The organism is Alexandriicola marinus (assembly GCF_004000435.1).
Lineage (GTDB): Bacteria > Pseudomonadota > Alphaproteobacteria > Rhodobacterales > Rhodobacteraceae > Alexandriicola > Alexandriicola marinus.
The window spans coordinates 1,063,723-1,088,485 of record NZ_RBVZ01000001.1 but is presented as its reverse complement, the minus strand read 5'-3'; the positions used below and the strand labels follow the sequence as shown (position 1 = coordinate 1,088,485).

At 64.5% G+C, this 24,763-nt stretch carries 30 protein-coding genes; 21 read left to right on the top strand and 9 right to left on the bottom strand.

From position 1 onward, the window contains the following. The first annotated feature begins 38 nt into the window (after nucleotides 1-38). The 7 genes from EP376_RS05335 to EP376_RS05305 all read left to right on the top strand — a co-directional run bounded on the left by EP376_RS05335 (nucleotide 39) and on the right by EP376_RS05305 (nucleotide 6,177). A complete protein-coding gene (locus EP376_RS05335) occupies nucleotides 39-680 on the top strand; it encodes a 50S ribosomal protein L21 (protein WP_127654481.1) in 642 nt (213 codons plus the stop codon). Between the two features lie 12 nt (nucleotides 681-692). Next, a complete protein-coding gene (gene rpmA, locus EP376_RS05330) occupies nucleotides 693-962 on the top strand; it encodes a 50S ribosomal protein L27 (RefSeq protein ID WP_127654480.1) in 270 nt (89 codons plus the stop codon). Between the two features lie 195 nt (nucleotides 963-1,157). After that, nucleotides 1,158-1,697, top strand: a complete 540-nt coding sequence (locus EP376_RS05325) for a GNAT family N-acetyltransferase (RefSeq protein ID WP_127654479.1) — start codon at nucleotides 1,158-1,160, stop codon at nucleotides 1,695-1,697. 20 nt (nucleotides 1,698-1,717) lie between these two features. Next, a complete protein-coding gene (locus EP376_RS05320) occupies nucleotides 1,718-2,707 on the top strand; it encodes a GNAT family N-acetyltransferase (RefSeq protein WP_164744866.1) in 990 nt (329 codons plus the stop codon). 36 nt (nucleotides 2,708-2,743) lie between these two features. Further along, nucleotides 2,744-3,784, top strand: coding sequence for a GTPase ObgE (gene obgE, locus EP376_RS05315; RefSeq protein WP_127654477.1), 1,041 nt, complete (start codon nucleotides 2,744-2,746; stop codon nucleotides 3,782-3,784). Then, nucleotides 3,772-4,881 (top strand): glutamate 5-kinase, encoded by a 1,110-nt coding sequence (gene proB / locus EP376_RS05310; RefSeq protein WP_127654476.1) that lies wholly within the window; start codon nucleotides 3,772-3,774, stop codon nucleotides 4,879-4,881. Before obgE ends, proB begins: the two co-directional genes overlap by 13 nt. A gap of 30 nt (nucleotides 4,882-4,911) precedes the next feature. Continuing rightward, a complete protein-coding gene (locus tag EP376_RS05305) occupies nucleotides 4,912-6,177 on the top strand; it encodes a glutamate-5-semialdehyde dehydrogenase (protein ID WP_127654475.1) in 1,266 nt (421 codons plus the stop codon). A gap of 8 nt (nucleotides 6,178-6,185) precedes the next feature. Here the strand turns inward: EP376_RS05305 and EP376_RS05300 are convergent, their stop codons facing one another. Further along, nucleotides 6,186-6,782 (bottom strand): histidine phosphotransferase family protein, encoded by a 597-nt coding sequence (locus tag EP376_RS05300; RefSeq protein ID WP_127654474.1) that lies wholly within the window; start codon nucleotides 6,780-6,782, stop codon nucleotides 6,186-6,188. Nucleotides 6,783-6,818: 36 nt separating this feature from the next. Between EP376_RS05300 and EP376_RS05295 the strand changes: the two genes are divergently transcribed. The 3 genes from EP376_RS05295 to olsA all read left to right on the top strand — a co-directional run bounded on the left by EP376_RS05295 (nucleotide 6,819) and on the right by olsA (nucleotide 8,774). Then, complete coding sequence (locus tag EP376_RS05295) at nucleotides 6,819-6,998, top strand: DUF3553 domain-containing protein (RefSeq protein WP_127654473.1); 180 nt, start codon at nucleotides 6,819-6,821, stop codon at nucleotides 6,996-6,998. 178 nt (nucleotides 6,999-7,176) lie between these two features. Beyond that, nucleotides 7,177-7,944: an L-ornithine N(alpha)-acyltransferase gene (gene olsB, locus EP376_RS05290; RefSeq protein WP_127654472.1), complete on the top strand. Its 768-nt coding sequence runs from the start codon at nucleotides 7,177-7,179 to the stop codon at nucleotides 7,942-7,944. A 2-nt stretch (nucleotides 7,945-7,946) separates the two neighbouring features. Continuing rightward, nucleotides 7,947-8,774: a lyso-ornithine lipid O-acyltransferase gene (olsA, locus tag EP376_RS05285; protein ID WP_127654471.1), complete on the top strand. Its 828-nt coding sequence runs from the start codon at nucleotides 7,947-7,949 to the stop codon at nucleotides 8,772-8,774. On the opposite strand, the gene EP376_RS05280 is transcribed toward olsA, so the two are convergent. Both EP376_RS05280 and EP376_RS05275 read right to left on the bottom strand, forming a co-directional pair. After that, nucleotides 8,771-9,820: a zinc-dependent alcohol dehydrogenase family protein gene (locus EP376_RS05280; RefSeq protein WP_127654470.1), complete on the bottom strand. Its 1,050-nt coding sequence runs from the start codon at nucleotides 9,818-9,820 to the stop codon at nucleotides 8,771-8,773. The genes olsA and EP376_RS05280 overlap by 4 nt on opposite strands. Before the next feature lie 10 nt (nucleotides 9,821-9,830). Next, a complete protein-coding gene (locus tag EP376_RS05275) occupies nucleotides 9,831-10,454 on the bottom strand; it encodes a thiamine phosphate synthase (RefSeq protein WP_127654469.1) in 624 nt (207 codons plus the stop codon). Nucleotides 10,455-10,622: 168 nt separating this feature from the next. Between EP376_RS05275 and EP376_RS05270 the strand changes: the two genes are divergently transcribed. The 3 genes from EP376_RS05270 (at nucleotide 10,623) to EP376_RS05260 (ending at nucleotide 14,080) form a co-directional block, all read left to right on the top strand. Then, nucleotides 10,623-11,366, top strand: coding sequence for an RNA methyltransferase (locus EP376_RS05270; RefSeq protein WP_127654468.1), 744 nt, complete (start codon nucleotides 10,623-10,625; stop codon nucleotides 11,364-11,366). Nucleotides 11,367-11,428: 62 nt separating this feature from the next. After that, nucleotides 11,429-12,583: a heme A synthase gene (gene ctaA, locus EP376_RS05265; RefSeq protein ID WP_127654467.1), complete on the top strand. Its 1,155-nt coding sequence runs from the start codon at nucleotides 11,429-11,431 to the stop codon at nucleotides 12,581-12,583. 18 nt (nucleotides 12,584-12,601) lie between these two features. Continuing rightward, nucleotides 12,602-14,080: a carboxypeptidase M32 gene (locus tag EP376_RS05260; protein WP_127654466.1), complete on the top strand. Its 1,479-nt coding sequence runs from the start codon at nucleotides 12,602-12,604 to the stop codon at nucleotides 14,078-14,080. A 4-nt stretch (nucleotides 14,081-14,084) separates the two neighbouring features. Here EP376_RS05260 and EP376_RS05255 read toward each other — a convergent pair whose 3' ends face one another. Then, complete coding sequence (locus EP376_RS05255; RefSeq protein WP_127654465.1) at nucleotides 14,085-14,870, bottom strand: enoyl-CoA hydratase; 786 nt, start codon at nucleotides 14,868-14,870, stop codon at nucleotides 14,085-14,087. 76 nt (nucleotides 14,871-14,946) lie between these two features. On the opposite strand from EP376_RS05255, the gene EP376_RS05250 reads away from it, so the two are divergent. Further along, on the top strand, nucleotides 14,947-15,366 hold the full coding sequence (locus EP376_RS05250) for a PaaI family thioesterase (protein WP_127654732.1): 420 nt from the start codon (nucleotides 14,947-14,949) through the stop codon (nucleotides 15,364-15,366). Nucleotides 15,367-15,543: 177 nt separating this feature from the next. Continuing rightward, nucleotides 15,544-15,822: a hypothetical protein gene (locus tag EP376_RS05245; RefSeq protein ID WP_127654464.1), complete on the top strand. Its 279-nt coding sequence runs from the start codon at nucleotides 15,544-15,546 to the stop codon at nucleotides 15,820-15,822. Here EP376_RS05245 and EP376_RS05240 read toward each other — a convergent pair. After that, complete coding sequence (locus tag EP376_RS05240; protein WP_127654463.1) at nucleotides 15,819-16,859, bottom strand: hypothetical protein; 1,041 nt, start codon at nucleotides 16,857-16,859, stop codon at nucleotides 15,819-15,821. The two genes, EP376_RS05245 and EP376_RS05240, sit on opposite strands and share 4 nt — an antisense overlap. Continuing rightward, nucleotides 16,859-17,095 (bottom strand): hypothetical protein, encoded by a 237-nt coding sequence (locus EP376_RS05235; protein ID WP_127654462.1) that lies wholly within the window; start codon nucleotides 17,093-17,095, stop codon nucleotides 16,859-16,861. The genes EP376_RS05240 and EP376_RS05235 overlap by 1 nt, the downstream gene beginning before the upstream one ends. Before the next feature lie 331 nt (nucleotides 17,096-17,426). Between EP376_RS05235 and rplM the strand changes: the two genes are divergently transcribed. From rplM to EP376_RS05205, 6 genes are all read left to right on the top strand, one after another. Further along, a complete protein-coding gene (rplM, locus tag EP376_RS05230; RefSeq protein WP_127654461.1) occupies nucleotides 17,427-17,888 on the top strand; it encodes a 50S ribosomal protein L13 in 462 nt (153 codons plus the stop codon). Next, nucleotides 17,888-18,394 carry a 30S ribosomal protein S9 gene (rpsI, locus tag EP376_RS05225; protein WP_127654460.1) on the top strand — a complete coding sequence of 169 codons (507 nt, stop codon included), beginning with the start codon at nucleotides 17,888-17,890 and terminating at the stop codon, nucleotides 18,392-18,394. The genes rplM and rpsI overlap by 1 nt, the downstream gene beginning before the upstream one ends. Nucleotides 18,395-18,567: 173 nt before the next feature. Continuing rightward, nucleotides 18,568-19,338: a polysaccharide lyase family protein gene (locus tag EP376_RS05220; RefSeq protein ID WP_127654459.1), complete on the top strand. Its 771-nt coding sequence runs from the start codon at nucleotides 18,568-18,570 to the stop codon at nucleotides 19,336-19,338. 149 nt (nucleotides 19,339-19,487) lie between these two features. Next, nucleotides 19,488-20,297, top strand: a complete 810-nt coding sequence (locus EP376_RS05215) for an ABC transporter permease (protein WP_127654731.1) — start codon at nucleotides 19,488-19,490, stop codon at nucleotides 20,295-20,297. Continuing rightward, a complete protein-coding gene (locus tag EP376_RS05210) occupies nucleotides 20,294-21,097 on the top strand; it encodes an ABC transporter permease (RefSeq protein ID WP_127654458.1) in 804 nt (267 codons plus the stop codon). The genes EP376_RS05215 and EP376_RS05210 overlap by 4 nt, the downstream gene beginning before the upstream one ends. Continuing rightward, on the top strand, nucleotides 21,094-22,188 hold the full coding sequence (locus EP376_RS05205) for an ABC transporter ATP-binding protein (protein WP_127654457.1): 1,095 nt from the start codon (nucleotides 21,094-21,096) through the stop codon (nucleotides 22,186-22,188). Before EP376_RS05210 ends, EP376_RS05205 begins: the two co-directional genes overlap by 4 nt. 53 nt (nucleotides 22,189-22,241) lie before the next feature. Here EP376_RS05205 and EP376_RS05200 read toward each other — a convergent pair whose 3' ends face one another. The 3 genes from EP376_RS05200 to EP376_RS05190 are packed head-to-tail and all read right to left on the bottom strand — an operon-like array spanning nucleotide 22,242 to nucleotide 24,762. Continuing rightward, complete coding sequence (locus tag EP376_RS05200) at nucleotides 22,242-22,859, bottom strand: TetR/AcrR family transcriptional regulator (RefSeq protein ID WP_127654456.1); 618 nt, start codon at nucleotides 22,857-22,859, stop codon at nucleotides 22,242-22,244. A 3-nt stretch (nucleotides 22,860-22,862) separates the two neighbouring features. Continuing rightward, nucleotides 22,863-23,747 carry a polyphosphate kinase 2 gene (gene ppk2, locus EP376_RS05195; RefSeq protein ID WP_127654455.1) on the bottom strand — a complete coding sequence of 295 codons (885 nt, stop codon included), beginning with the start codon at nucleotides 23,745-23,747 and terminating at the stop codon, nucleotides 22,863-22,865. 46 nt (nucleotides 23,748-23,793) lie between these two features. Further along, on the bottom strand, nucleotides 23,794-24,762 hold the full coding sequence (locus EP376_RS05190) for an alpha/beta fold hydrolase (RefSeq protein WP_338068377.1): 969 nt from the start codon (nucleotides 24,760-24,762) through the stop codon (nucleotides 23,794-23,796). Nucleotide 24,763 lies beyond the last annotated feature (1 nt).

The following is a 24,763-nucleotide window of genomic DNA, read 5'->3' as shown; positions in this document are numbered from 1 at the left end:
CGGGGGACCGAAGAACGCGGGATACGAAGGAAACGAAGATGTTTGCGGTTATGAAAACCGGCGGCAAGCAATACAAGGTCGCAGCAGGGGATATCCTGCGGGTCGAGAAGCTGGCTGCAGAGGCGGGTGAAACCGTCCAGTTCAACGATATTCTGATGATCGGCGACAAGGTGGGCACGCCCGTCGTGGACGGTGCTGCCGTTCAGGCCGAGGTCATCGACCAGATCAAGGGTGACAAGGTCATCAACTTTGTCCGCCGTCGTCGTAAGCATTCGTCCAAGCGGACGAAGGGCCACCGTCAGCAGCTGACGCTCGTCAAGATCACTGAGCTTGTCGAGAACGGCGCAGACAAGACCGGCGTGAAAGCCGCGATCGGTGCGGCCATCGCATCGGCGCTGGCGCATAATGCCGGTGGCGCTGCCCCCGCGAAGGCTGCGGCCCCGAAGGCCGCCGCCCCGACCGAGGCGCCCGCCGCCGCGGCAGGTGCCGACGATCTCAAGCAGCTGTCGGGTGTCGGCCCGGCGCTCGAGAAGAAACTGCACGCCGCCGGCGTGACCTCGTTCGCACAAATCGCGGCTTGGGGTCCGGAGGATATTGCAGAATTCGACGAAAAGCTTAGCTTCAAGGGCCGGATCGAGCGTGAAGGCTGGGTCGACCAGGCCAAGAAACTCGCGAAATAAGGAGAGACAGTCATGGCACACAAAAAAGCAGGCGGTTCCTCCCGCAACGGTCGCGACTCTGCCGGCCGTCGTCTTGGCGTGAAGAAGTTCGGTGGCGAAGTCGTCGTTCCGGGCAACATCATCATGCGCCAGCGCGGGACCAAGATGTTCCCGGGTTCGGGCGTCGGCATGGGTAAGGATCACACGATCTTTGCAACGGTCGAGGGCAACGTCTCCTTCCACAAGGGGTTCAAGGGGCGCACCTTCATTTCCGTCCTTCCGGTAGCCGAGGCTGCCGAATAGGCCGCTAACCGGAAACCATATGTTTCAGGGGATCGGTCGAAAGACCGGTCCCTTTTTATTTTTGGGATCAAGCCTGTCACATATTCGTAGGACAGGCTGGTGTAGCCATCGGATGACACCCAGATCAGGAAGGGCCTCGGAGGAGGGGCCCGTCATCCCGGACCACACCATCCCGCTTTCGGAGGAGGAAAGCCGATGTTCGAAACACTGACCGCTCAGCCCATTCTCGAGGCCGATCGCTTCATCCTCCGTCCATTGCGGGTGTCGGATGCGGGATTGATTTCGCACTATTGCGCCGATCTGCGCGTGGCGCGCGGAACGACGCATATTCCCCATCCGTTGCCGCCCGGCACGGTCGAGGCAATGATCGACCGCGCCTCCCGGGATGACCGGGTCGAGGATACCTGGGTTATCGACGGATCGGAACAGGGCCATAGCGAGGTCATGGGCCTCGTGACGCTGTCGGGCATGGATCGCCAGCAGGACGAAATCCGTTATTGGGTGGCGCCCGGTTTCTGGAACACGGGCATTGCCTCCGCGGCGGTGCGCCGGCTGATCGCGGCCAACCCCCACAAGGCGCGCCAGATCTTTGCAGAGGTCTTTCAGGACAACCCGGTTTCGGCCCGTGTGCTGACGAATTGCGGGTTCGATTATCTGGGCGATGCCGAAGCCTATTCGGTGGCTCGCGGATCGACCGTGCCGACATGGACCTATTCTCTCAAACTGGACGAATGACCCGGATCAGGACCCGGCGATTGGTCCTGCGCCCCTTGGCGCAGGCCGATCTGGATTGGGTCACGCGAGCCGCCGGTGACATCGCGGTGTCGCGCTGGCTGACACGGGTCGCGCATCCCTACACCCGCGCCGATGCGGAACAGTTTCTTGCGGCCGTCATGGCGGGCGATCTTGGCGCGCTTTGGATCATCACAGAGGCGGGAGCGCCCTGCGGCATCGTCTCTGTCGGAGAGGAGCTTGGCTATTGGCTCGAACCGCGGGTATGGGGCCGGGGCCTTGCTACCGAAGCCGCAAGCGCTGCGATCAGGGCGGCATTCAGCGATCCTGACCGGCAGGAGATCCGCTCCGGCCATTTGGAGGGCAACGCAGGTTCTCGGCGCGTTCTTGAAAAGCTGGGCTTCGAGGATCAGGGGTCCCGGATGCTCACATCGCTCGCCCTTGGCACGGAGGTCGCGTCTCGCGCCATGTGCCTGACCCGCACGAAGTGGGAGGCCGCGTTCTCGGACCTCAGCTTCCGGGAACTCGGGCCTGACGACGCGGCCGATCTGCACCAGATCGCCTGTCACTGGGACGTGACGCGCCAGTTGGGCAGTTGGCCCTGGCCCGCCGATCCGGTCTTTACGGCCACACGATCGGGGCCCTTCAAGGGCGAGGGCTTCGTCTGGGGTGTCTTCGAGGCGGGTCGCCTTTTGGGCACTGTTGCCGTGACCGTTCATGCCGGGCTGCCGACGCTGGGTTATATGTATGCGCTTGAGACTGCGGGGCGGGGCCTCGCCACGCGGGCGGCGCGTCATGCGCTGTCCCACGGCTTCGCGCAGTGGGACTGGCCCGAAATCCATGCCGCCACCTGGCACGACAACGCGGCCTCCGGCCGGGTCCTGCGCAAGCTGGGCTTCGTGCATTGGCGCACCGGGTATGAGCCGGCACGCGCCCGTGGTGTCCCGACCCTTGGCCATGATTACCGCCTGACCCGAACCGACTGGGACCGCTTGAGCAATGCCGCGCATTAGAGTATCGCGCGGGTTCAGGTCCCGAAGGGCAATCAGATGAAGTTCCTCGATCTCGCCAAGGTCTATATCCGCTCCGGCGCCGGTGGTGGCGGCTGCGTGTCGTTCCGGCGCGAGAAATACATTGAATTCGGCGGCCCTGACGGCGGCGACGGCGGGCGCGGAGGCGACGTGGTGGCCGAGGCCGTCGACGGGCTGAACACGCTGATCGATTTCCGCTACCAGCAGCATTTCTTCGCCAAGAACGGCCAGCACGGGATGGGCCGTCAGCGCACCGGCAAGGATGGCGACGACATCGTCCTGCGCGTGCCGGTAGGAACCGAGATCCTCGACGAGGATGGCGAGACGCTGATCGCCGACATGACAGCGGTGGGTCAGCGGGTTCTCTTGGCCCGGGGCGGCAATGGCGGCTGGGGCAACCTGCATTTCAAATCGGCCACCAATCAGGCGCCGCGCCGCGCCAACCCCGGACAGGAGGCGGTGGAGCGCACGCTCTGGCTCCGGCTCAAGCTGATCGCCGATGTGGGTCTTCTGGGCCTGCCCAACGCTGGCAAGTCTACCTTCCTGGCCGCGACCTCGAATGCCCGGCCAAAAGTGGCGGACTACCCGTTCACCACGCTGGTGCCCAATCTCGGTGTCGTGGCGGTCGATGGCGCCGAATTCGTCGTGGCCGATATTCCGGGCCTGATCGAGGGCGCGAGCGAGGGCAGGGGCCTTGGCGATCTGTTCCTCGGCCATGTGGAACGCTGTGCTGTCCTGCTGCATCTGCTCGACGGGACAAGCGGTGACCCGGTCGCCGATTACCGAACGATCATTGGCGAGTTGAACGCTTATGGCGGTGGGCTTGCCGACAAACCCCGTGTCACGGTGCTCAACAAGATCGACACGCTCGACGAGGAAGAGCGCGTCTTCATCGCAGGTGAAATCCGCGAGGCGACGGGCGTCGAGGTGATGTTCATGTCGGGCGTGACCGGCGAAGGCGTGACGGATGTCTTGCGCGCGCTGCGGCGCCAGATCACCGACGACCGCATCCGCCGCACCGCCCAGGACGACGAGGAAGAAGGCCCGTGGCGACCCTGATCGAGGGCAAACGGATCGTTGCCAAGATCGGCTCGGCGCTTCTGGTCGATGCCGACACGGGTGAATTGCGGGCCGACTGGCTCGGGGGGCTGGCCGAGGACGTGGCCTGGCTGCGCGCGCAGGGCAAGGATGTGATCCTTGTCTCCTCGGGCTCCATCGCGCTTGGTCGCGGTCTTCTGGGGCTGGGGCGCGATGCGCTCTCCCTCGAACAATCACAGGCCGCGGCAGCGGTGGGCCAAATCCGTCTGGCCCGCGCCTATGAAGAGGCTCTGGCCGCACATGGCATCCTGACGGCCCAGGTTCTGGTAACGCTCGAAGACACCGAAAACCGCCGGAGGTTCCTGAATTCGCGCGCAACGCTTGAGACGCTTTTGTCGATGGGGGCCGTGCCCATCGTCAACGAAAACGACAGCGTGGCCACTGATGAGATTCGCTATGGCGACAATGATCGTCTGGCTTCGCGCGTCGCCATGAGTGTCTGGGCCGATCGGCTGGTCCTTCTGTCGGACGTCGACGGCTTCTACACGGCCAGCCCCGTGATCGATCCCGCCGCGCAGCGGTTCGACACAATCACCGAGATCACGGCCGAGATTCAGGCCATGGCCGGCGACGCGGCCTCTGGCCTGTCGAAGGGCGGCATGGTCACGAAACTGGCCGCCGCCCGCACGGCCATGGCCTCGGGCTGTGCGATGGCGATCACGCTGGGCAACGTGGCACGCCCGCTGCGCGCGCTTCAGGACGGGGCGAATGCCACGTGGTTCCTGCCCACGGCCAATCCGCGCATCGCCCGCAAGGGCTGGATCGGCGCGATGAAGGCGCGGGGCCGGATCCGGCTTGATGACGGGGCCATCGCGGCCCTGCGTGACGGGCGGAGCCTGCTGCCCGCCGGGGTGCGCGGTGTGACAGGCCGGTTCGGCCGCGGCGATCCCGTGGCGATCTGCCGGTCGGTCGACGGGGCGGAACTGGGGATCGGGCTGATCCGCTATTCCTCGGACGAGACGCGCAAGATCGCCGGTCACCGCAGCGATGAGATCGCCGAAATCCTTGGCTATCCCGGACGCGCGGTCTTGATTCACCGCGATGATATGGCACTTTGACGGCCTCGGGCCCGCAGGAAAGGCAGATCGATGAAAGACCAGACCGACATTTCCGCCTTGATGTACGATATCGGTGCCCGCGCGCGCGCCGCGGCGGCTGAGCTTGCCTTTGCCTCGCCCGAACGCAAGCACGCGGCGCTGATCGGGGCGGCCGACGCGATCGATGCCCGCCGTCAGGATATCATCGACGCCAATGCCGAGGATCAGGTGTTCGGCGAAGAAAAAGGGCTGAGCCCCGCCATGATGGACAGGCTGATCCTGGACGACCGGCGGGTCGACGGCATCGTCGACGGCCTGCGCAGCGTTGCCGCGCAAGCCGATCCGGTGGGGGAGGTGATCGCCGAATGGGACATGCCCAGCGGGCTGAACATCCGCAGGGTGCGCACGCCTCTCGGGGTGATCGGGGTGATCTATGAAAGTCGCCCCAACGTCACGGCGGATGCCGGTGCGCTATGCCTGAAATCGGGCAACGCGGTGATCCTGCGGGGCGGCTCGGAGAGCTTTCACAGCTCGACCGCGATCCATGCCTGCCTGCAAACCGGCCTCTCGCAGGCTGGGCTGCCGGCAGATGCGATCCAGCTGGTCCCGACCCGCGACCGCGCCGCCGTCAGCGCGATGCTGACGGCCACGGATCATATCGACGTGATCGTGCCGCGTGGCGGAAAGGGGCTGGTTGGCCTTGTTCAGCGCGAGGCGCGGGTGCCTGTCTTTGCCCATCTCGAAGGTATCTGCCACATCTATGTGGGCGCCACGGCCGATCCCGCCATGGCGGCCGAGATCGTGCTTAACGCCAAGACCCGGCGCACAGGCATCTGCGGCGCCATGGAATGCCTGCTGATCGACTGGCGCTTCTATACGCAGCACGGGCCTGTGTTGATCGACGCGCTTGTGGCCGCGGGTGTCGAAGTGCGGGCTGAGGGCGATCTGGCCAAGGTGCCCGGAACCGTACCCGCCCAACCTGACGATTTCGGGCGCGAGTTCCTCGACATGATCTGCGCGGCAAAGCTGGTCGACGGCGTTGATGCCGCGATCGAGCATATCCGCACCTATGGCTCGAACCATACCGACGCGATCGTCACAGCCGACGATCAGGCGGCCGCGCATTTCTTCGAACGGCTCGATTCCGCGATCCTGATGCGCAATGCCTCGACCCAGTTCGCCGACGGCGGGGAATTCGGGATGGGGGCCGAAATCGGGATCGCGACGGGCAAGATGCATGCGCGCGGCCCCGTTGGGGCGGAACAGCTGACCAGTTTCAAGTATCTGGTGACCGGCAACGGAACCGTGCGCGGCTGATCGGGGCCTCAGAACCGGGCGACGATCTCTGTCTCCCTGATCCCGAGCGACAGACGCACCTTGTTGCGGGTCAGGTCTTCGGCCAGAAGCGCGAAATGCACCTGTGCAGCGCTGACATCGACACGAATGCGCGGGTTGGTCAGGCTGTCCCACAAGGGCGGATCGACAAGGAACCGATCCGCCTCGGCGGTGATCTGCCATCCTCCGTCGATGTCGCTCACGGTGATGGTGCCGCCCCTTGGCATGGCCGATTCGAGGCATTGCAGCAGCAGGAACGCGGTGCGCACTCGACCGCGCCTCTGATCTCCCGCTGGCCCCCAGGTATAGCTGATGCGGCCTGAGCGGCCTGCGGCCTGCAGCGTGGTCGTGATCTCGGCCCGGCCCATCATCTGGTCGTCTGCACCCGATCCATAGGCGATCCGGAAGAACCGGATCCGGGCGCTGGCCGACTGGATGCTTTCTTCGATCAGGTCGAGTTCGGGGCTGCGCTGCACACCCGAGAGCGTCATCAGCTCGACCCCGTTGCTTATCGCGCCCAGAGGATTGACCAGATCGTGGCAGATCCGCGTGCCCACAAGCGAGGTCAGGTCATCGCGACGGGTCATTGGCGGCCCCCCTGTTTCGTGCCATAAGCCGGGGTCATGTCAGATATCACTTCGATCCTTTCGCCGGGCATGTATGTCCAGCATCCCGAGCGCCCCGAATGGGGCACCGGACAGGTGCAATCCAACATCAATGGCCGCGTGACCGTGAACTTCCCCGATGAGGGCAAGGTTGTCATAGACGGTCGAACGGTCGGATTGATCATTGTCACTCCCTGAGGTGGATGTTTTGCAACTATAGGTGGAATGCTTCACGCCTGACAACTGGCGCCTGCCACCGGCCACCCACCGGTTAACCAACCCTTACGGTCAATTCGTTGCCAAAAGGTAACCACGCGCCTAGAAGGCGATGATCCGGGGCCAAGGGCCCTTCTGATGCGACGAGGCATGGCACCCGATGGTGGGCTCCCACCCAGATTTTACCGTAGCGCTCGCCCGGAGTGACGACGATATCCGCGCCGCGCAAAGGCTGCGCTATCGCGTCTTCGTGGAAGAGCTGGGTGGCGGCGGGCCGATGGTCGATCATGATCAGCGGCTCGAGATGGATTGCTTCGACCCCAGTTCGCGCCATCTTCTGCTGCGCGACAGAACGCGCCCCGAGGCCGATCAGGTCGTCGGAGTCTACCGGCTGATGACCCGCGCCGATGCGGAGGCGGGGCCGGGGTTCTACACCGCGTCGGAATACGACCTGTCGCCGCTTCTGGGATCGGGCCGTCCGCTGCTGGAACTGGGCCGGTCGTGCCTGCACCCGGCCTATCGCGGCGGGGCGGGGATGTATCACCTGTGGCGGGCGCTGTCGGATGTGATCGACGACGAGGGGATCGACCTTCTGTTCGGTGTGGCCTCGTTTCACGGGACCGATATCGACGCCATCGCGGGGCCCTTGTCGCTCCTGCATCACCTGCATCTTGCCCCGCCCGATTTGCGGCCGCGCTCGAGTGCGCATGTGCCGATGGATATCCTGCCCCTCGATGCGATCGACAAGCCAGCGGCGCTCAGGGCCACGCCGGCACTGATCAAGGCCTATCTCAGGCTGGGCGGCATGATCGGGGACGGCGCCTTCGTGGATCATGCGTTCAACACCACCGACATCTGCCTGATCGTCGACACCTCTCGGCTCAATGCGCGGCTCAAGGCGATCTATTCCAGCGGGATCCGCGTCTGATCATGACCCCCACGTGGCGATCCGAGACAGAGCCAGCCCATCCATCCATCGGCACGATCGGTTGGGTCCGCGCGGTGCTTCGGGCGGTGCCGCTGATCTTGGTGACCTTCGGTGGGCTTGCGCTTCTGCTGGTGCTGCGGCTGATCGAACGGCCGGTCTTCGGGCTGACGCGGCCGGTGACGCCCTATATCACGCAAGCGGTCTGCCGGGTGGCCTTCGTCATCCTCGGGATCAGGCACCGGATCGAGGGGCGGCCCATCACGGGTGAGGGCGCGGTGGTGGCCAACCATTCCTCATGGCTCGATATCTTTGCGCTGAACGCGCGGCAGAGGGTCTACTTCGTCTCCAAGGCCGAGGTGGCGGGCTGGGCCGGGATCGGCTGGCTTGCGCGCGCCACCGGCACGCTCTTCATCGAGCGGGACAGGCGGCAGGCCTCGGATCATGTCCGCACGCTGGAACAGAGGCTCCACGCCGGACATCAGCTGTTGTTCTTTCCCGAGGGGACCTCGACGGACGGGCGGCGGGTCCTGCCGTTCAAGCCGACGCTCTTCGCCGCCTTCCTGTCCGACGATCTGCGCCACGACATGGTGATCCAGCCCGTCAGCGTCGTCTATCACGCGCCGAAAGGGGCAGAGCCGCGGTTCTATGGCTGGTGGGGCGATATGGAGTTCGGCCCGCACCTTCTGTCTACACTGGCGGCGGGCCGGCAGGGGGATGTGCGGGTGGTCTATCATCCGCCCGTGGCGGTGGCGGATTACCCGGACCGGAAGTCGCTTGCCGCCGCGCTTGAGCGGATCGTGCGGGACGGCGTCGAAACCCGGCTCGGCTAGTCCGACAAGCGGTCGATGACCGTCACGCCAGGTGGCTGCGCACCATCCATCGCGGCCAGGGCATCTCCCGCCTGCGACAGCGCAATGCGCGCGGTGACAAGGCGCGAGGGATCCATCCGGCCTGCATCGATCATGTCCAGAAGCGGGGCAAAGCCCGCAGCCCCCAACCCGCGCGTGCCAAGGATCGTCAACTGCCGCGCATACACCAGATCGAGAAGCGGAAGCGGAACCGTGGCATGCGCGCCCACCGGCATGCCGATCTGAACGTGCCGGCCCAGCTTGCGCAAAGAGCGCAGCGAATTTTCGAAGGTCACCCCGTGACCCAGACCATCGACCGATACATGGGCACCGCCACCGGTGATCTCGCGCACGGCATCGCCCACATCGGCCACGGAACCGGCATCGAGCGTGGCGTTGGCGCCCAGCTCGCGCGCCATGGCGAGGGCACCGGCGCTCACGTCGACGGCCAGCACCCGCGCGCCGAGGGCCGCGCCGATCAGAGTAGCCGACAGGCCGATCCCGCCCGCGCCATGGATCACCAGCCATTCGCCGGGGCGCAGGTCTGACCTGTCGGTCAGGGCCCGCCAAGCGGTTGTGACACGGCAGCCCATGCCCGCGGCCGACACGTAATCCAGCGTATCGGGCAAGGCGACGAGATTGAAATCCGCCGCCGGAACCGCCAGCACCTCGGCAAAGGCGCCCCAGAAAGTAAAACCGATAACCTGTTGCGCGTTGCAGATCGTCGGATGACCCGCACGGCAATCGGGGCAATGGCCACAGGACAGGATGAAGGGGGCCGTGACCCTGTCGCCCTTGCGAAAGGCCCGGCAATCGGGGCCGGTCTCGATCACCTCGCCCGCGAATTCATGCCCCATCACATGGGGCAGGGCCACATCCGGGTCCGCGCCTTTCCACGCGTGGTGATCGGACCGGCAGACCCCGCAGGCCCGCACCGCCACCAGAACGCCGTCGCGCGGGCAGGCCGGATCCGGCACCTCCCGGACGGGGACGGGGCCGTCATAGCTGTCGAGGATCGCCGCCTTCATCGCAAATCCCTCAGATCATCGCGTTGCGTAGGGCGCGCAGGGCGACAACGGGGTCGTCCGTGTTCCAGATCTCGTCCCCGATGCCGAAGAAATCGGTATAGGGGGCGAGCGTCCGGACAAGGCTGTCATCGAGCGCGCCTTCGGCCACGCAGGGAACCTCGATCATCTCGGACCACCATTGGAACAGCTCCGTCTCGGCCCGCCGGCCGTCGCCAAGGGCCGTGTCGCCCACGGGGCCGAAGCTTATGTAATCCGCGCTCAACTCGCCCGCCGTCATCCCGTCGTGGCGCGACGTGCCGCAGAAGGTGCCCACGATGGCCTCGTCTCCGAGCGCCTTGCGCGCGCTGCGGACAGACCGGGCGCTATCGGTCAGGTGGACGCCGTCGAGGCCCAGTCGCTCGACCATGATCAGGTGCGTGTCGATCACCAGCGCGATGTCGCGTTCGTGGGTGAGTTCGCGCAGCGCATCTGCGGCGCGTGCGATCCGGTCCTCGTCCCGGGTGGCGAGCGCAAGGCGGACGCAGGCCACGGGCACCGCATCGAGACAGGCGGCAAGCTGGCCCGGGAACCGCATCAACTCGATCTCGGGCGGCGTGATGAGGTATAGCTGCGGCTGTTCGCTTGTCTCTGACATGACCACCCTTCGGATCGCCTGAAAATCATTGTGTTCCGGGGCTATAGCCCGGATTTTCGTGCTTGGCTACTTTGACCGTCATGCACCGGGGGGCCTTGCCCTTGCCGCCGCCGTCTTGTCGCGCCGCGCGCGCCGGCGTATCAGCGGGCGCACGCCCGAGGAAAAGACATGACCGAACCCAGACCGCAACCCGATTTCATCCTGATCCGGCCCCAGATGGGGGAGAATATCGGCGCCGCCGCGCGGGCCATGCTGAATTTCGGGCTCGAGCGGATGCGGGTCACCGCGCCACGCGATGGCTGGCCGAACGAGCGTGCCGTCGCGATGGCCAGCGGCGCGGGCCGGGTTCTGGACGCGGCGCAAATCTTTGACACCACCGCCGAGGCGCTGGCCGACCGGACCTATGTCTATGCCACGACCGCGCGTCCGCGCGACATCACCAAACCGGTCTTCACCCCCGAGGCCGCGATGCAGGACGCCGCCGCCCGGATCGCGGCGGGCGAAAAGGTGGCCGTCATGTTCGGCCCCGAACGCGCGGGCCTGGAAAACGACGATATCGTTCAGGCCAATGCGATCGTCACCGTTCCGGTCAATCCCGATTTCCCATCGCTCAACCTCGCGCAATGCGTGTTGCTCACGGGCTATGAATGGCGCCGCGCCACCGAAGAGGCCGAGGCGATGCGGGTCGAGATGGCGGGTTCGGACTGGGCCGAACAGCAGGAGATCGACGCCCTTGCCCGGCATTACGACGAGGCGCTGACAAAGGCGGGGTTCTATTTTCCCGAACACAAGGCGGCCCACATGCAGCGCAACATGCGCAACCTGTGGAGCCGGATGCCGCTGACCCGGTCGGATGTTCAGATGCTGCACGGGATCATGCGGCAGATGGTCCGCTGGAAAGAGCGGGGCTGAGTGTTGCCCGCGCCGCGCGCGGGGAATAGGTATCGTCTCGTGTCAAGACAGGGGTGCCGCGCATGGGCATGAAGCCGAAACAGGGATCGAACCGCTCCATCTTCGAGGAGGTGGCGACGACGCAGAAGGCGCCAGTGGCGCAGCCCGGGGCCATCGACCGGGGACGCAAGGATGCGCGCGGCGCGATCCGGGTCTGGCTGATGATCCTTTTTGCCCTTGTCGCGATCATCATCGCGGTCGGTGGGATGACCCGGCTGACGGATTCGGGTCTGTCGATCACCGAATGGGCGCCGATTTCGGGCGCGCTGCCGCCGATGTCGGAGGCCGATTGGCAAAGCGAGCTGGAGGCATACCGCCAGACCACCGAATACCAGCGGCAGAATGCCGGCATGTCGATGGCCGAGTTCAAGTACATCTACTGGTGGGAATGGGGTCACCGGCAGCTGGGCCGGCTGATCGGCGTGGTCTGGGCAGTCGGATTCGTGGCGTTCTGGGCCTCTGGCCGGATCCCGCGCAGCTGGACGCTGCCGCTCTTTTCGGTGGGCGTCCTCATCGGGGTGCAGGGCGCGATCGGCTGGTGGATGGTCCATAGCGGGCTGCAGGAAGGCATGTTCGACGTGGCCTCCTACAGGCTTGCCACCCATCTGGGCGTGGCCTTCGTGATCCTCGGCACGCTGACATGGTTCATCCTGAAGATGGGCCGCAAGGAGACCGATCTGATCCAGGCCCGCAGGCTGGGTGAAAAGCGGCTGTTTTCCGGCGCCACGGGGCTGATGCATCTGGCCTTCGTGCAGATCCTGCTGGGCGCGCTTGTCGCGGGCATCGACGCGGGCCGTGCCTTTCCCACATGGCCCCTGATGGGCGATGGCTTCCTGCCGCCCGAGCCGTTCCAGATCACGCCGATCTGGCGGAATTTCTTTGAGGATGCGGGGCTTGTGCAGTTCATCCACCGGATGACGGGATACCTTGTCTTCATCCTTGGCATCGTCGTCTGGCTGCGGGCGCGCAAGTCGCCCAACGGGCAGACGCGCTTTGCCTTCAACGCGGTTCTGGCGGTTCTGACGCTTCAGGTCCTGCTGGGCATCGTGACCGTGCTGTATTCCGCGCCGCTGCACCTTGCCATCCTGCACCAGGTGGGTGCGGTTATCCTCTGGGCGCTGATCCTGCGGGGGCGGTTCCTTGCGCGGTATCCTCTGGCGCAATCGGTGCGCGGCTAGGCCTTGAAAGGGTCCGACATGACTAGTTTCGATGATCTGATGGCCTTCCAGCGCGAGACGGAGGCCCTGTCACAGGTGGCCGGTCGTCTGGGCTGGGATCAGGAAACCATGATGCCGCGTGGCGCGGCCGAACAGCGCGCCGAAGAGATGGCGGCGATGGAATCGGTCCTGCATGGGCGCCGGACCGATCCGCGCATTGCCGACTGGCTCGCCGGTGCGACGCCCGAAGGCGAGGTCGAGGCAGCGCAACTGCGCGAGATACGCCGTGCCTATGACCGGGCGATGAAGGTGCCCGCCCGGCTGTCGTCGGAAATCGCGCGCGTCACCTCGCGGGCCCAAGGCATCTGGGCCGGTGCCCGCGCCGAAGAGGACCCTTCGGTCTTTCTGCCGATCCTGACCGAGGTGATCGCACTTCGGCGCGAGGAGGCCGCCTGTCTCAGTGACGGGACCGGCACCTCCGCCTATGACGCGCTGCTGCAGGATTACGAGCCAGGGGCAACTGCGGCCGGCATCGGCGCGATCTTTGACGAGATGCGGCCCCGGCTGGTTGCGCTGCGCGAGGCGATCCGCGCCTCGGGCAAGGTCGCCCCCACGTTCGAAGGCCGGTTCGAGGAGACGGTGCAGATCTCGCTTGCCGCCGAAATCGCCCGTGTCTTCGGATATGATTTCAACCATGGCCGTATCGACAAGGCGGTCCATCCGTTCAGCTCGGGTAGCGGGCTCGATGTCCGGATCACGACCCGCACCGATCCGGCGCTTCCGCTGGGCGCGCTCTATTCCACGCTGCATGAGGTCGGCCACGGCGCGTATGAGCAGGGGGTGGATCCGACCTATCTGCTGACCCCGATCGGGCAGGGCGCCTCGATGGGCGTCCATGAAAGCCAGAGCCGGATCTATGAGAATCAGCTCGGGCGCAGCAGACCCTTCACCTCCTGGCTCTATGGTCGGATGCAGGACCGGTTCGGCGCGTTCGGGATCGCGGATGCCGAAGCGTTCTATCGGGCCGTGAATGCGGTCGAGACCGGCTTTATCCGCACAGAGGCCGACGAGGTGCATTACAACCTGCACATCTTCCTGCGGTTCGATCTGGAACAGGCGCTGATCTCGGGCGATCTGTCGTCCCGCGATCTCGAGGCGGCCTGGAACGATCGCTTCGCCGCCGATTTCGGTCTTGCGGTGCAGAAACCGTCGGACGGGTTCCTGCAGGATGTGCATTGGTCGGTGGGCCTGTTCGGGTATTTCCCGACCTACAGTCTGGGCAATGTCTATGCGGGCTGCCTGAACGCCGCGATCCGCGCCGCGCATCCCGGTCTGGACGAGAGTCTGGCCGAGGGCGACCCGTCGCCCGCCACCGGATGGCTGCGCGAGAACCTGCAACGTCATGGGGCACTGCGCAGCCCTCGGGCCACGATCGAGGCCGCGACTGGCTCTGCGCCGCAGCCGGGCCCACTGCTCGACTATCTCGAGGCCAAATTCGCCGACCTCTACGATCTCTGACGGGTCACTCCGCCCACGGCGGCGGGCGTTTGTCGAGGAAGGCCGCGATCCCGGCCTCGGTCTGGTTGTCGAGAAGGTTCTCGACCATGACCTGACCGGTCAGCGCATAGGCGGCTTCGGTCTCGAGTGCGGCCTGATCGTAGAAGGCGCGCTTGCCGATGGCGACCGCGCGGTCAAGCTTGGACGCGACCGTCCGGGCAAGGTCGTCGGTCGCGGCATCGAGGTCATCGGGGGCGACGGCCCGGTTCACGAGGCCCATGGCCTCGGCCTCCCCGGCATCGGCAAAGCGGCCTGTGACCAGCATCTCGAACGCCTTGCGCGGGGCGATCGCGCGGGTCATGGCGACCATCGGGGTCGAGCAGAAAAGCCCGATGTTGACACCGTTGACCCCGAACCGCGCCGCCGTCGAGGCGACCGCCATGTCACAGCTTGCCACCAGCTGGCAGCCCGCCGCCGCCGCGACACCATGGACCCGCGCGATAACCGGTTGGGGCAGGCGTTGCAGGCCCAGCATCACATCGGAGCAGCGGGAAAAGAGGTCGGCGAAATAGGCGGCGCCGCCGTCTTCGGATTGTCGGCCCGCCTGCATTTCCTTGAGGTCGTGGCCCGCGCAGAAGGCCTTGCCCGACGCGGCCAGAACCACCACGCGGATCGCCTTGTCTGTCGACAGGGCCTCGATCTGGGCCGACAGTTCCGCCAGCATGGCATCCGACAACGCGTTAAGCTTTTCGGGTGCGTTCAGCGTCAGGGTGGCGATCGCGTTCTTGTCATCGCGCAGAACCAGCGGCATATCGGTCTCCTCGGGCAAATCTGTTCCTCACCGGCGACCCTAGGCCCGGGCGAGGCGGGAGGAAAGCATGGTTGCGATGAACGAAACGGCGCTGCGTGAATTTCTGGTCAGCGATTTTCCCCAGGCGGACGGCCAATACCGGGTCGAACGGCTGACAGACGACGGTCTGATCCTGCGGCTCGTGGTCGATCACATGCATCTGCGGCCGGGCGGCACCGTGTCGGGGCCTGCGATGTTCGGGCTGGCCGACGTGGCGGTCTACCTCGCCATCCTCAGCCGGATCGGGCCCGAAGCGCTGGCGGTGACCACGAATTGCAGCATCGACTTCATGCGCAAGCCGGAGGCGGGGCGCGATGTGCTGTGCGATGTGCGGCTGCTGAAGCTGGGCCGCAGGCTGGCGGTGGCAGAGGCCCATCTGACATCGGACGGAGGGTCCGAGATCGTGGCGCGCGCCAGCATGACCTATTCGATCCCGCCCGCACGCGACGCGGGCTGACGGACCGGTTTGCGCCGGTGCCGGCCTGAAACTGGCCAAGGTTTCGCCCTCAAATCAACGCATTTGATGCCGACTCTGCGGTCGTCCTGATCCGGGATGGCGGATGCGGCTCCGGACGGATCAGGCCGGCTTGCCGACACGATGTGCAGGGGTCACGAGTTTTCAGGGGGTAGTCCAGTGTCACGAGACAAACCGACCGCGAAAGAAGAATTCGAGAAACTGAGCCGTTTGATCGGAGGCACCCTCCTTTCCGACGTGAAATGGGCCGTGACGGGCGCCGTGACAGGCGCTGTCGTCATTGGCGGGGCGGCCAGCGTCGCGCTGGGGTGGGAGTTTTCGGGCGCGGCGAAGGTGGGCATTCTTGCGGGCGCGCTGTTCGGCTTGTTGGGGCGGTCATTGTTCAGGCAACCTTTCGATGCCGAGGGGCAGCGCCGGGACGACGGAAAGCACCACTAAAGGAACCCCGTAGCCCCCCAGGCCCAGCCCAGACCGATCGCCAGACTTGAAAGCGCGGCGGAGAAGCCGAACAGCTTGCCCATCGAAAAGGGCCGTTCACCGAACGTGCGGCCCTGCATGCCACAGACCACCACCTTCATCGGTTTGTCGTCATAGACATAGTGAAGGATCCAGACAGGCAGCAGGATCCGTCGATAGCGAATGCCGGTCGTGTCGGTCTTGTAGCTGACGCTCGTGATCCGTCTGAGCCGTGTATGCGTCTTGATCCGGTTGCGGATCAGAAGGTCCTTGTCGGAGGCGTTGGCCGCCAGTCCCTCCTTGACGCTCTGATGATGCCGTTCGGCGGCGAAACCGGCCAGGTAAGCTGGCGTGTAAGGGCGCAGCTTGTCGGGGTCGAAATCATGCAGGATGCCGTCGCGGATCAACGGCGTCACATGATGTGAGGCCGGCATCAGGAGGTCGTCGAATTCCGTCGTCATCGCCCCGCTTTTCGAACGGGTCACCCAGTTGTCGCCCGACTTGACGCGGTACTTGACGAGATAATCGATCGCCTCCTTGCTGTCGAAGGTCCAGAACGGCGCGTAGAGTCCCGCGACTCGCGCGGCGCCGACCTTGTCGGACAGATCACCCGGCGCCGCGATCCGCTCCCGGACCCATCGCAACGCCCGGGACTGGGCGTCTCTTTCGGTGATGCGAAACGGGATCAGACCGATCGCCTCGTAGCTTGCCTCCTCCGCCTCGAGCACCACGGGACCGTCGCAATAGGCACAGCGTTCCGACAGGACGGGCCCGGTAAAGATGATCTCCCCGCCGCATGTCTGGCATTTATGGATCAGATCGCGCGACGGAAGGCTTTGTTCCGTATGGGGCAAATCCGGATGATAGTGGAATTCCCGGCCCGGATCGGCATCGGGATCGTGCCGCACCTCGTGGGCCGAGCCGCAGCTTTCGCAGACAAGCGCTTGGCGGACGGCCGAATAAGCGCATTGCCCGGCGCAATCGGGGCATTGCAGTTCCGTCTGGGCCACCCGATTCATCAATCATCCCCGAAGGCTGCGAGGATCTCGAGAAGGATCTCAAGCCGGATCAGGCCCCTGTCGATCGCGCCCTCCAGATCGCCGGTGGCCCACCAGTCCCCGAGGACCGTCGCCCCGAACCACGAAAACGCCAGCCACAGCACGATGACGAACCAGCCCGAGGTGGTGCGGATGAAGCCGGCCGAGCCGTGCTTGAGTTCGTGTTTTGCCTCGCGTACCTGAATCAGCTTGCGCATCGGCCTGACACCGAAGAGCGACGACAGAACCAGAAGGACTGCCAGGGCCAGAAATGGACCGAATGAATTGACCAATTGAAACCTGCAAAACAAGTAAGGAACTCTCAGCCTCGTATCATGCGGTCAAATCGGGCCGGTGCAAGCGGGCAAGGAGTGATTTTAGGCTTGGTATTATGGGGTAATATGATACCTAAATTTCAAGCTATTGATATTGCAAATGAAATTCGGCGCATCCCCGCTTGACCGGGTCAAAACTCAGCGTATAACCCGCTCATCCCAATTCCGGGCGTCGGGATGAACCCGTGCCGCCCCCGAAGAACAGGTAAGACACATGAAAACCTTTACCGCGACCCCCGCGGATATCGAGAAGAAGTGGGTCGTCATCGATGCCGAAGGCGTCGTGCTCGGCCGGCTCGCCTCGATCATCGCGATGCGGCTGAGGGGCAAGCACAAGCCCTCCTTCACGCCGCACATGGATATGGGCGACAACGTCATCGTCATCAATGCCGAGAAAGTCCAGCTGACCGGCAAGAAGCGTGACAAGCCCAACTACTGGCACACCGGTTATCCGGGCGGGATCAAGAGCCGCACCACCGGCCAGATCCTCGAGGGCAACCACCCCGAGCGTGTCATCATGCAGGCCGTCAAGCGGATGCTTCCCGGCAACCGCCTGAGCCGCAAGCAGATGACCCATCTGCGCGTCTTCGCCGGCGCCGAGCACGGGATGGAGGCACAGCAGCCCGAAGTTCTGGACGTCAAGTCCATGAACAAGAAGAACACGAGGACCGCATAATGGCCGATCAGATCAATTCCCTCGAAGAGCTGGGCGAAGCCGCCGGCATGGCCGACATGGCCGCCGCCCCCGAGGCCGTCACCCGCGAGCCGGTTCGTGACGATCTGGGCCGCTCCTACGCCACAGGCAAGCGCAAGGACGCGGTGGCCCGCGTCTGGATCAAGCCGGGCTCCGGCAAGTTCCTGATCCGCGACAACAAAGGCGAATTTGTCGATTACACGAAGTATTTCGCCCGTCCGGTTCTGCAGATGATCCTGCGCCAGCCGTTCCAGGTTGCCGGCGTCACCGGTCAGTTCGACGTGATGGCCACCGTCAAGGGTGGCGGTCTGTCCGGACAGGCCGGCGCGGTCAAGCACGGCATCTCGAAGGCGCTTCAGCTGTATGACCCGAGCCTGCGCGCGGCCCTCAAGGCCGCCGGCTTCCTGACCCGCGACAGCCGCGTCGTCGAGCGGAAGAAGTACGGCAAGGCGAAAGCCCGCAAGAGCTTCCAGTTCTCCAAGCGCTGATTTTCGAAGCCTGCCAGGAATACCGAAGGGCGCCCTCTGGGCGCCCTTTGTCGTTAGTCGCCTCTGCCTCGTCAGACAAGCTCGGCGTTGGTTTTCTGACGCGACTTCGCTAAAGTATCGAAGCGTCCGGTTCTCCCGGAGCGTGGAAATCGACAAGCCGAGGGTCCTCGATCATGCGCCTTGCAGCACTCTGGATCATTGTTCTGGCTCTTGCGGCCGGAGTGGCCGCCGCGCAGCCCGCTGGTTTCCAGAACCATATATTCAACGGAAACAATCCCGTTCACGCGGGCGGTGTGACGACCTTTCACGTCGATGAGGGGGATTGCAGCGCGATCGACTACGGCGACGGGCGCGGCGAATCCGATTGCTACAACGGCAACCTGCGCTCTCGGATCGCCTACCGGGATTACGCGCGTCTGGGCAGCTCGGTCCAATACAGGATGGAGATCCTGATCCCCGCAACCCTGAGCTATGGCGGAGGGCCGAACCGGCGCAGCCTTCTTGAAGTGGCGGAGTGGCAAAGGATCAACACGATCAAGAACCACATTCATACGCTGCATCTCGATGGGCGGCGTGGGCTGACATTCGATGACACGGTCTGCATCCCGCCGGCCGAATTCGGGCAATGGGCCGAGGTCGTGGTCCAGGTTCGGTGGTCGGCGGATGATGATGGCGTGATCCAGGTCCTGTGTAATGACAGACCCGTCGTCGTGCGCCGGGGACCTACCGCGATCCCGCCTGATTGTGGCGCTCCCGGTGTCTTCCAATGCGACCCGTCGCGTCAGGACCTGAGCCAGCCGGTGCAGTTCCAGGCCGGCATCCTCTTCCGGGGCTATGGTCCGAGGGCACAACAAGACGGCCTGAGCCGGGCCGGCCGGGTTCCTCCGCCCGGCGGGTTCACCATCCAGATGAGAAACCTCCGTGTTTCCCCGATCCGTTTCTGAGTTCGGAGCCAACGACGTTTTCACTGTTGATCTTTCCGCGCCGTCAGGGAAACGATGGTCGGGCACATCCAATCGGGGCAGGGCGATTGCTGGGGTTTCTGGGGCGATCTGAGAAGGCACGCGCGGCAACGCTGTTGGCGCCACCGCTCATGTATGCGCTGGCCTTTCTAGCCGTGCCGATCATCGCCGTGATCCTGTTCAGCTTCTGGACACAGGATTTCATGACGCTGGACCGGACCTTCACTCTCGATAACTACCGCGAGATCGCGGAGAAGCCGATCTACACCGTCCTGCTGCAACGCTCGATCTATGTCTCGGCCTGCGTGACGCTGGTGACGGTGATCCTCGCCTATCCGATCGCCTATTTCGTGTCGTTCCATGTGGAGCCGGGGCGCAAGTCGCTCTGGCTGTTCCTGATCACGATCCCGTTCTGGACGAGCTACCTGATCCGCGTGTTCCTGTGGAAGGTGGTCCTCGGATACAATGGCGTCGTGAATTCGGGCCTTCTGGGTCTGGGTCTGATCGATGAGCCGCTGAGTTTCATCCTTTATAACGTGAACGCCGTGATCATCACGCTGGCGCATGCCTTTGCGCCCTTCGCGATCCTGCCGATCTTCGTGGCGCTGGAAAAGATCGACCGCTCACTTCTCGAGGCGAGCCAGGATCTGGGGGAGACCCGGTTCACGACCTTTCTGCGCGTGACGCTACCCCTGTCGATGCCGGGGCTTGTGGCGGCGGTTCTGATCGTCTTCATCCCGACGATCGGGGATTACGTCACGCCCGAGTTGATGGGCGGGGCGGGCGGCAAGCTGATCGCCAACATGATTCAGGTGCAATTCCGCGAATTGAACAATGCGCCCCTTGGCGCGGCCCTCGCCCTGATGGCAATGGTCAGCGTGACGGCGATCAGCCTCGTCTTCATCTTCCTCAATCGCCGCTGGCTCAGGAGGCAGGGATGAAACCGTTGCGTATCTATGCCGTGGCCTACCTGATCTTCCTCTATGCGCCGATCGCGCTGCTGCCGCTCTTCGCCTTCAACGACGGCACGATCATCGCCTTTCCGCTTCAGGGCTTCACCACGAAATGGTTTGCTGAATTGTCCGGCAACAAGGCCTTGTTGTCGGCGGTGGGAAATTCGCTGTTCATCGCGGCGATGACCGCGATCTTTGCGACGCTTCTGGGCATCTGCGCGGCCCGTGCGGGTGCGATGGCCGACTTTCCGGGCAAGCGCGGGATCATTGGCTTTGTGATGCTGCCGCTTGTTCTGCCCGAGATCATCGTGGCGACCTCATTGCTGATCATCATGCGTCAGGTGCTTGGGCTCGATCTGTCGAACTGGACGGTGATTGCGGCGCATGTCCTGATCTGTATGCCGTTTTCGATCGCGATCCTGAACGGCGCGTTCCAGAATCTCGATCCTGCGCTGGAAGAGGCCGCCCTCGATCTGGGCGAGAACCGGTGGTCGGCGTTCCGGCTGGTGATCCTGCCGCTGGTGATGCCGGGGATCATCTCGTCGCTGCTGATCTCGTTCACGATCAGCCTCGATGAATTCATCATTGCCTTCTTCCTGACCGGAACGAACCCGACGATGCCCGTTTATATCTGGGGTCTGCTGCGGTTTCCCGGGCAATTGCCTGTGGTGATGGCGCTTGGGACGATCCTCGTGACCCTGTCGATCCTTCTGCTGGCCCTGGCCGAATATTTCCGACGCCGCGGGCTGGCCCGCGCCGGTGTCACCGATTCCGGAGGTTTCCTGTGAGCACCCTCATTTCCCTCTCGCAGGTCGAGAAATATTACGGCGACTACCACGCCCTGAGGGGGATCGACCTCGAGATACGTTCGGGAGAATTCTTTTCGCTTCTGGGCCCGTCCGGATGTGGCAAGACAACGCTTCTGCGCACGATCGCGGGTTTCGAGGGCGTCTCGGGCGGGGCGATCCGGATCGACGGCAAGGACATGGCGGGCGTGCCGCCGAATCTGCGCCCCACGAATATGGTGTTCCAGTCCTACGCGATCTTCCCGCATCTGAGCGTGGCCGAAAACGTGGCCTTCGGTCTGCGGCGCTCGGGGTTGAGCAAGACGGACAAGGCCCGCGCCGTGACAGAGGCGCTCGAGATGGTGGGCCTTGGCGGTTTCGGCAAACGCGCGGCGCATGCGCTGTCGGGTGGGCAAAGGCAGCGTGTGGCGCTGGCACGGGCCCTGATCCTCAAGCCCAAGGTGCTGCTTCTGGACGAGCCGCTTTCGGCGCTCGACAAGAAGATGCGCGAGCAGATGCAGGTCGAATTGATCAAGCTGCAACGCCAGGTGGGCATCACCTTCATCCTCGTCACCCACGATCAGGAAGAGGCGCTGGTGATGTCGGACCGGATCGCGGTGATGTTCGACGGCGAGATCGGCCAGATGGCCGATCCCGAGACGCTCTATCGTAGGCCCGCCTCCCGGCGGGTGGCGGAATTCATCGGTCAGATGAACTTCCTGCAGGCCCGGATCGTCGATGACGCAGGTGCGTCCCTGATGCTGGAGGTGGCCGGGCTGGGCCGCACGCGGGTCGAGGCGAGCCAGGCCACGGCTGATGCCCGCACGGGCGCCTGCGTCGTGGGCCTGCGCCCCGAGACGCTGGGCATTCTCTTCGAGGGAGAGGCCCCGCGGCTCGGGCAGGAGGTCATCGACGCCGTGGTCGACGAGGTCGTCTATTATGGCGATATGACCTATTACCATGTGCATATCCCCGGCGTGGCCGAGCCCCTGAAGCTGTCGATGAAGAACATCACCGGGCGTCCTGTTCTGGACATCGGGACGTCAACGCGGGTCGCCTGGGATCCGCGCGCACTGGTTCTTCTGGGCGGCTAACCCAAATTTATCCAAATTTGGGGACACCAAAATTGGAGAATTTTGGTGCGCGCCTAGCTGTCGGGGCGGATCAGCCCCAGCCCGCGCAGGTAGATGCCGATCCCGCTTTCCAGAAGGTCCTCGGGGGCAAAGGGGCTTTGCGTCCCCGGCGAGCCTCGGGCAAAGAGTTCGACCACACCATGGCTCAGCGCCCAGATATGGGCCGAGAACATCTGCGGGGGCGGACGCCGGTCTTCGGGGATGTGCTGGCTCAACTCTTCGGCGGCCAGTTCGAAGACACCCATGGCAGCGCGCGCGGCGGCATGCAACTCAGGTGTGCGCTGGATCGAGATGCCGCTTTCGAACATCGCGACATAGTGGCCCGGATGTCGCCGGGCAAAGGCAAGGTAGGCCCGGCCGACCGCCTCAAAGGCCGCGAGGGCCGAGGGCTGTCCCTTGTCATAGGCGTATTCCATCAGTTCGCCGAAGATCTCGTAGCCCTGAAGGGCCGCCTCGGCGATCAGGTCGTCACGTCCCTCGAAATGGCGATAGACCGCCGCAGGCGTCACACCCGCTTCGCGCGCGGCCTCTGACAGGGTGAATCCGGTCGGCCCCTTCTCCTCGATCAGGGAGAGGCAGGCATCGACCAGCGCCTGACGCAGGTTGCCGTGGTGATAGCCGCGCTTGGCCAAAGGTCAGTCCCTCGTCCAGAGCGATTGCCAGTCGTCGACGCTGCTTACGATCCGGGGATCGCGATCGGGAATCGAACCGCCTGACTTGCCGGCATAGGGCAGGGCGTCGAGGACCTCACGGATCGCACCGACCCGGGCGCGGCGCTTGTCATCGCCCTTGATCACCGTCCAGGGTGAGAAGGCTGTGTCGGTCCGGGTCAGCGTCTCGTGGATCGCGTCAGAATAGGCATCCCAGCGGTTCAACCCCTCGACGTCGATCCAGCTCAGCTTCCATTGCTTGAGCGGATCACTCTCCCGCTTCAGGAACCGTTCCAACTGGGTTGCCTGACCGACGTTGAGCCAGAACTTGAACAGGTGGATCCCATCGTCAACCAGCTGTTTCTCAAAAGGGTTGACCTGTTCGAACCAGCGCGCGCGCTGTTCGGGTGTGCAGAAGTCGAAGACATGTTCGACAACCCCGCGGTTATACCACGACCGGTCGAAGATGACGATTTCGCCCGCGGTCGGCAGATGCTGGGCATAGCGCTGGAAATACCACTGGCCCTGTTCTCGCTCGGTGGGTTTCGACAGGGCCACGACGCGCGCGTAGCGCGGATTAAGATTGGCACGCAACCGTTTGATCGTGCCACCTTTTCCAGCTGCATCCCGCCCTTCAAAGACGATCGCGACCCGCGCGCCCGTGTCGCGGACCCAGGCCAACAGCTTGACCAGTTCGATCTGCAGATCATCAAGCGTCTTCTCGTATTTCTTCTTGTCCCAGCGTTCCGGGTAAGGAAACCGCGGATTGGTGACATCGTCTTTTTCGGCGCCGTCGATCACCGCCTTGAGATGGGCCTGTTCGGGGGCGTTGTAGAAGGCGCTGATCGCGCCGTCGAATGGCAGGGACATGGGCTCGCACTCCTCAACTTGTTGATAATATGGAGACGCGCAGCCCCTAGCGCAATCCGGCGCGCATGGCGGCCCGGTCGATGGCGGCGACGAGGGCATCCGTGTCCGCATGGTGCGGCATGTGACCCACGCCGGGCAGGACAGTCAGGTTCGCGCCGGGGATCAGATCGGACAGGGGGCCCGAGTGGATGGTCAGGGGCACGGTCACATCGGCGTCACCGTGCAGGATCTCGACGGGAAGATCGAGATCGCCATAGGCCGGCGTCAGTTCCACGATCTGGGGACGCAAGGAATTGACCTGCCGCGCATTCGAGCGCAGCGATCTTGGCCGGACCACAAGCTCGGCGCCCGCGTTGGCCGCATAGCCTTCGGGCACGGGATCGGGGGTAAAGACAGCCTCGACCGCCGTTTCGATCCGGCTCTCGGGGGCCCAGGCCGCGATCAGGGGTGGCACGATGATCCCGCCGAGGAAGGACCCGTTGATCCGGTAATAGGAGGACAACTCGCCGGGCCACGGCAGGCTTGGCCCCGCAACATCGACGAGGGCGGCGATGTCATCGGGAAAGGTCACGGCCCAGGCAAGCGCGACGGAGGCACCGAAGGAATGGCCTGCAACAACGGGCCTTTCCGCGCCGAGGGCCAACGCGGCCCCACGCAGAAGCGTGGCCTGTTCGACAATCGTGGCGGCCGATGTGCTGAAGGCGCGGCCATGGGCCGGGGCGATCTGTTCGGTATGGCCGAGGCCCGGCCGGTCGAAGACGATGACCCGGTAGGATTGCGCCAGCCGCTGCGCGATGCCTTGGGTGAAGTCGCGGGTGGAGCCGCCCGCGCCATGGATCAGCACCAGATCAGGCCCCGATCCCATGACGACCGCATGGACCCGGGTTCCATCCACCTCGACGAACTGGCCTTCGGCCGGAAAGCGCGCCTCGAATATCGATGATCTGGCCTGTGCGCGCCAGGCCGTGATCAGGATCAGCGTGCCGATCAGGCCGGCCAGAACAATAAGGAACACT

Bases quoted from the DNA above. Each gene is read 5' to 3' on its own strand.
- EP376_RS05335 (WP_127654481.1), top strand. From the start codon at position 39: ATGTTTGCGGTTATGAAAACCGGCGGCAAGCAATACAAGGTCGCAGCA.
- rpmA (WP_127654480.1), top strand. From the start codon at position 693: ATGGCACACAAAAAAGCAGGCGGTTCCTCCCGCAACGGTCGCGACTCT.
- EP376_RS05325 (WP_127654479.1), top strand. From the start codon at position 1,158: ATGTTCGAAACACTGACCGCTCAGCCCATTCTCGAGGCCGATCGCTTC.
- obgE (WP_127654477.1), top strand. From the start codon at position 2,744: ATGAAGTTCCTCGATCTCGCCAAGGTCTATATCCGCTCCGGCGCCGGT.
- EP376_RS05305 (WP_127654475.1), top strand. From the start codon at position 4,912: ATGAAAGACCAGACCGACATTTCCGCCTTGATGTACGATATCGGTGCC.
- EP376_RS05300 (WP_127654474.1), bottom strand. From the start codon at position 6,782: ATGACCCGTCGCGATGACCTGACCTCGCTTGTGGGCACGCGGATCTGC.
- EP376_RS05295 (WP_127654473.1), top strand. From the start codon at position 6,819: ATGTCAGATATCACTTCGATCCTTTCGCCGGGCATGTATGTCCAGCAT.
- olsB (WP_127654472.1), top strand. From the start codon at position 7,177: ATGGTGGGCTCCCACCCAGATTTTACCGTAGCGCTCGCCCGGAGTGAC.
- olsA (WP_127654471.1), top strand. From the start codon at position 7,947: ATGACCCCCACGTGGCGATCCGAGACAGAGCCAGCCCATCCATCCATC.
- EP376_RS05280 (WP_127654470.1), bottom strand. From the start codon at position 9,820: ATGAAGGCGGCGATCCTCGACAGCTATGACGGCCCCGTCCCCGTCCGG.
- EP376_RS05275 (WP_127654469.1), bottom strand. From the start codon at position 10,454: ATGTCAGAGACAAGCGAACAGCCGCAGCTATACCTCATCACGCCGCCC.
- EP376_RS05270 (WP_127654468.1), top strand. From the start codon at position 10,623: ATGACCGAACCCAGACCGCAACCCGATTTCATCCTGATCCGGCCCCAG.
- ctaA (WP_127654467.1), top strand. From the start codon at position 11,429: ATGGGCATGAAGCCGAAACAGGGATCGAACCGCTCCATCTTCGAGGAG.
- EP376_RS05260 (WP_127654466.1), top strand. From the start codon at position 12,602: ATGACTAGTTTCGATGATCTGATGGCCTTCCAGCGCGAGACGGAGGCC.
- EP376_RS05255 (WP_127654465.1), bottom strand. From the start codon at position 14,870: ATGCCGCTGGTTCTGCGCGATGACAAGAACGCGATCGCCACCCTGACG.
- EP376_RS05250 (WP_127654732.1), top strand. From the start codon at position 14,947: ATGAACGAAACGGCGCTGCGTGAATTTCTGGTCAGCGATTTTCCCCAG.
- EP376_RS05240 (WP_127654463.1), bottom strand. From the start codon at position 16,859: ATGAATCGGGTGGCCCAGACGGAACTGCAATGCCCCGATTGCGCCGGG.
- EP376_RS05235 (WP_127654462.1), bottom strand. From the start codon at position 17,095: ATGCGCAAGCTGATTCAGGTACGCGAGGCAAAACACGAACTCAAGCAC.
- rplM (WP_127654461.1), top strand. From the start codon at position 17,427: ATGAAAACCTTTACCGCGACCCCCGCGGATATCGAGAAGAAGTGGGTC.
- rpsI (WP_127654460.1), top strand. From the start codon at position 17,888: ATGGCCGATCAGATCAATTCCCTCGAAGAGCTGGGCGAAGCCGCCGGC.
- EP376_RS05220 (WP_127654459.1), top strand. From the start codon at position 18,568: ATGCGCCTTGCAGCACTCTGGATCATTGTTCTGGCTCTTGCGGCCGGA.
- EP376_RS05215 (WP_127654731.1), top strand. From the start codon at position 19,488: ATGTATGCGCTGGCCTTTCTAGCCGTGCCGATCATCGCCGTGATCCTG.
- EP376_RS05210 (WP_127654458.1), top strand. From the start codon at position 20,294: ATGAAACCGTTGCGTATCTATGCCGTGGCCTACCTGATCTTCCTCTAT.
- ppk2 (WP_127654455.1), bottom strand. From the start codon at position 23,747: ATGTCCCTGCCATTCGACGGCGCGATCAGCGCCTTCTACAACGCCCCC.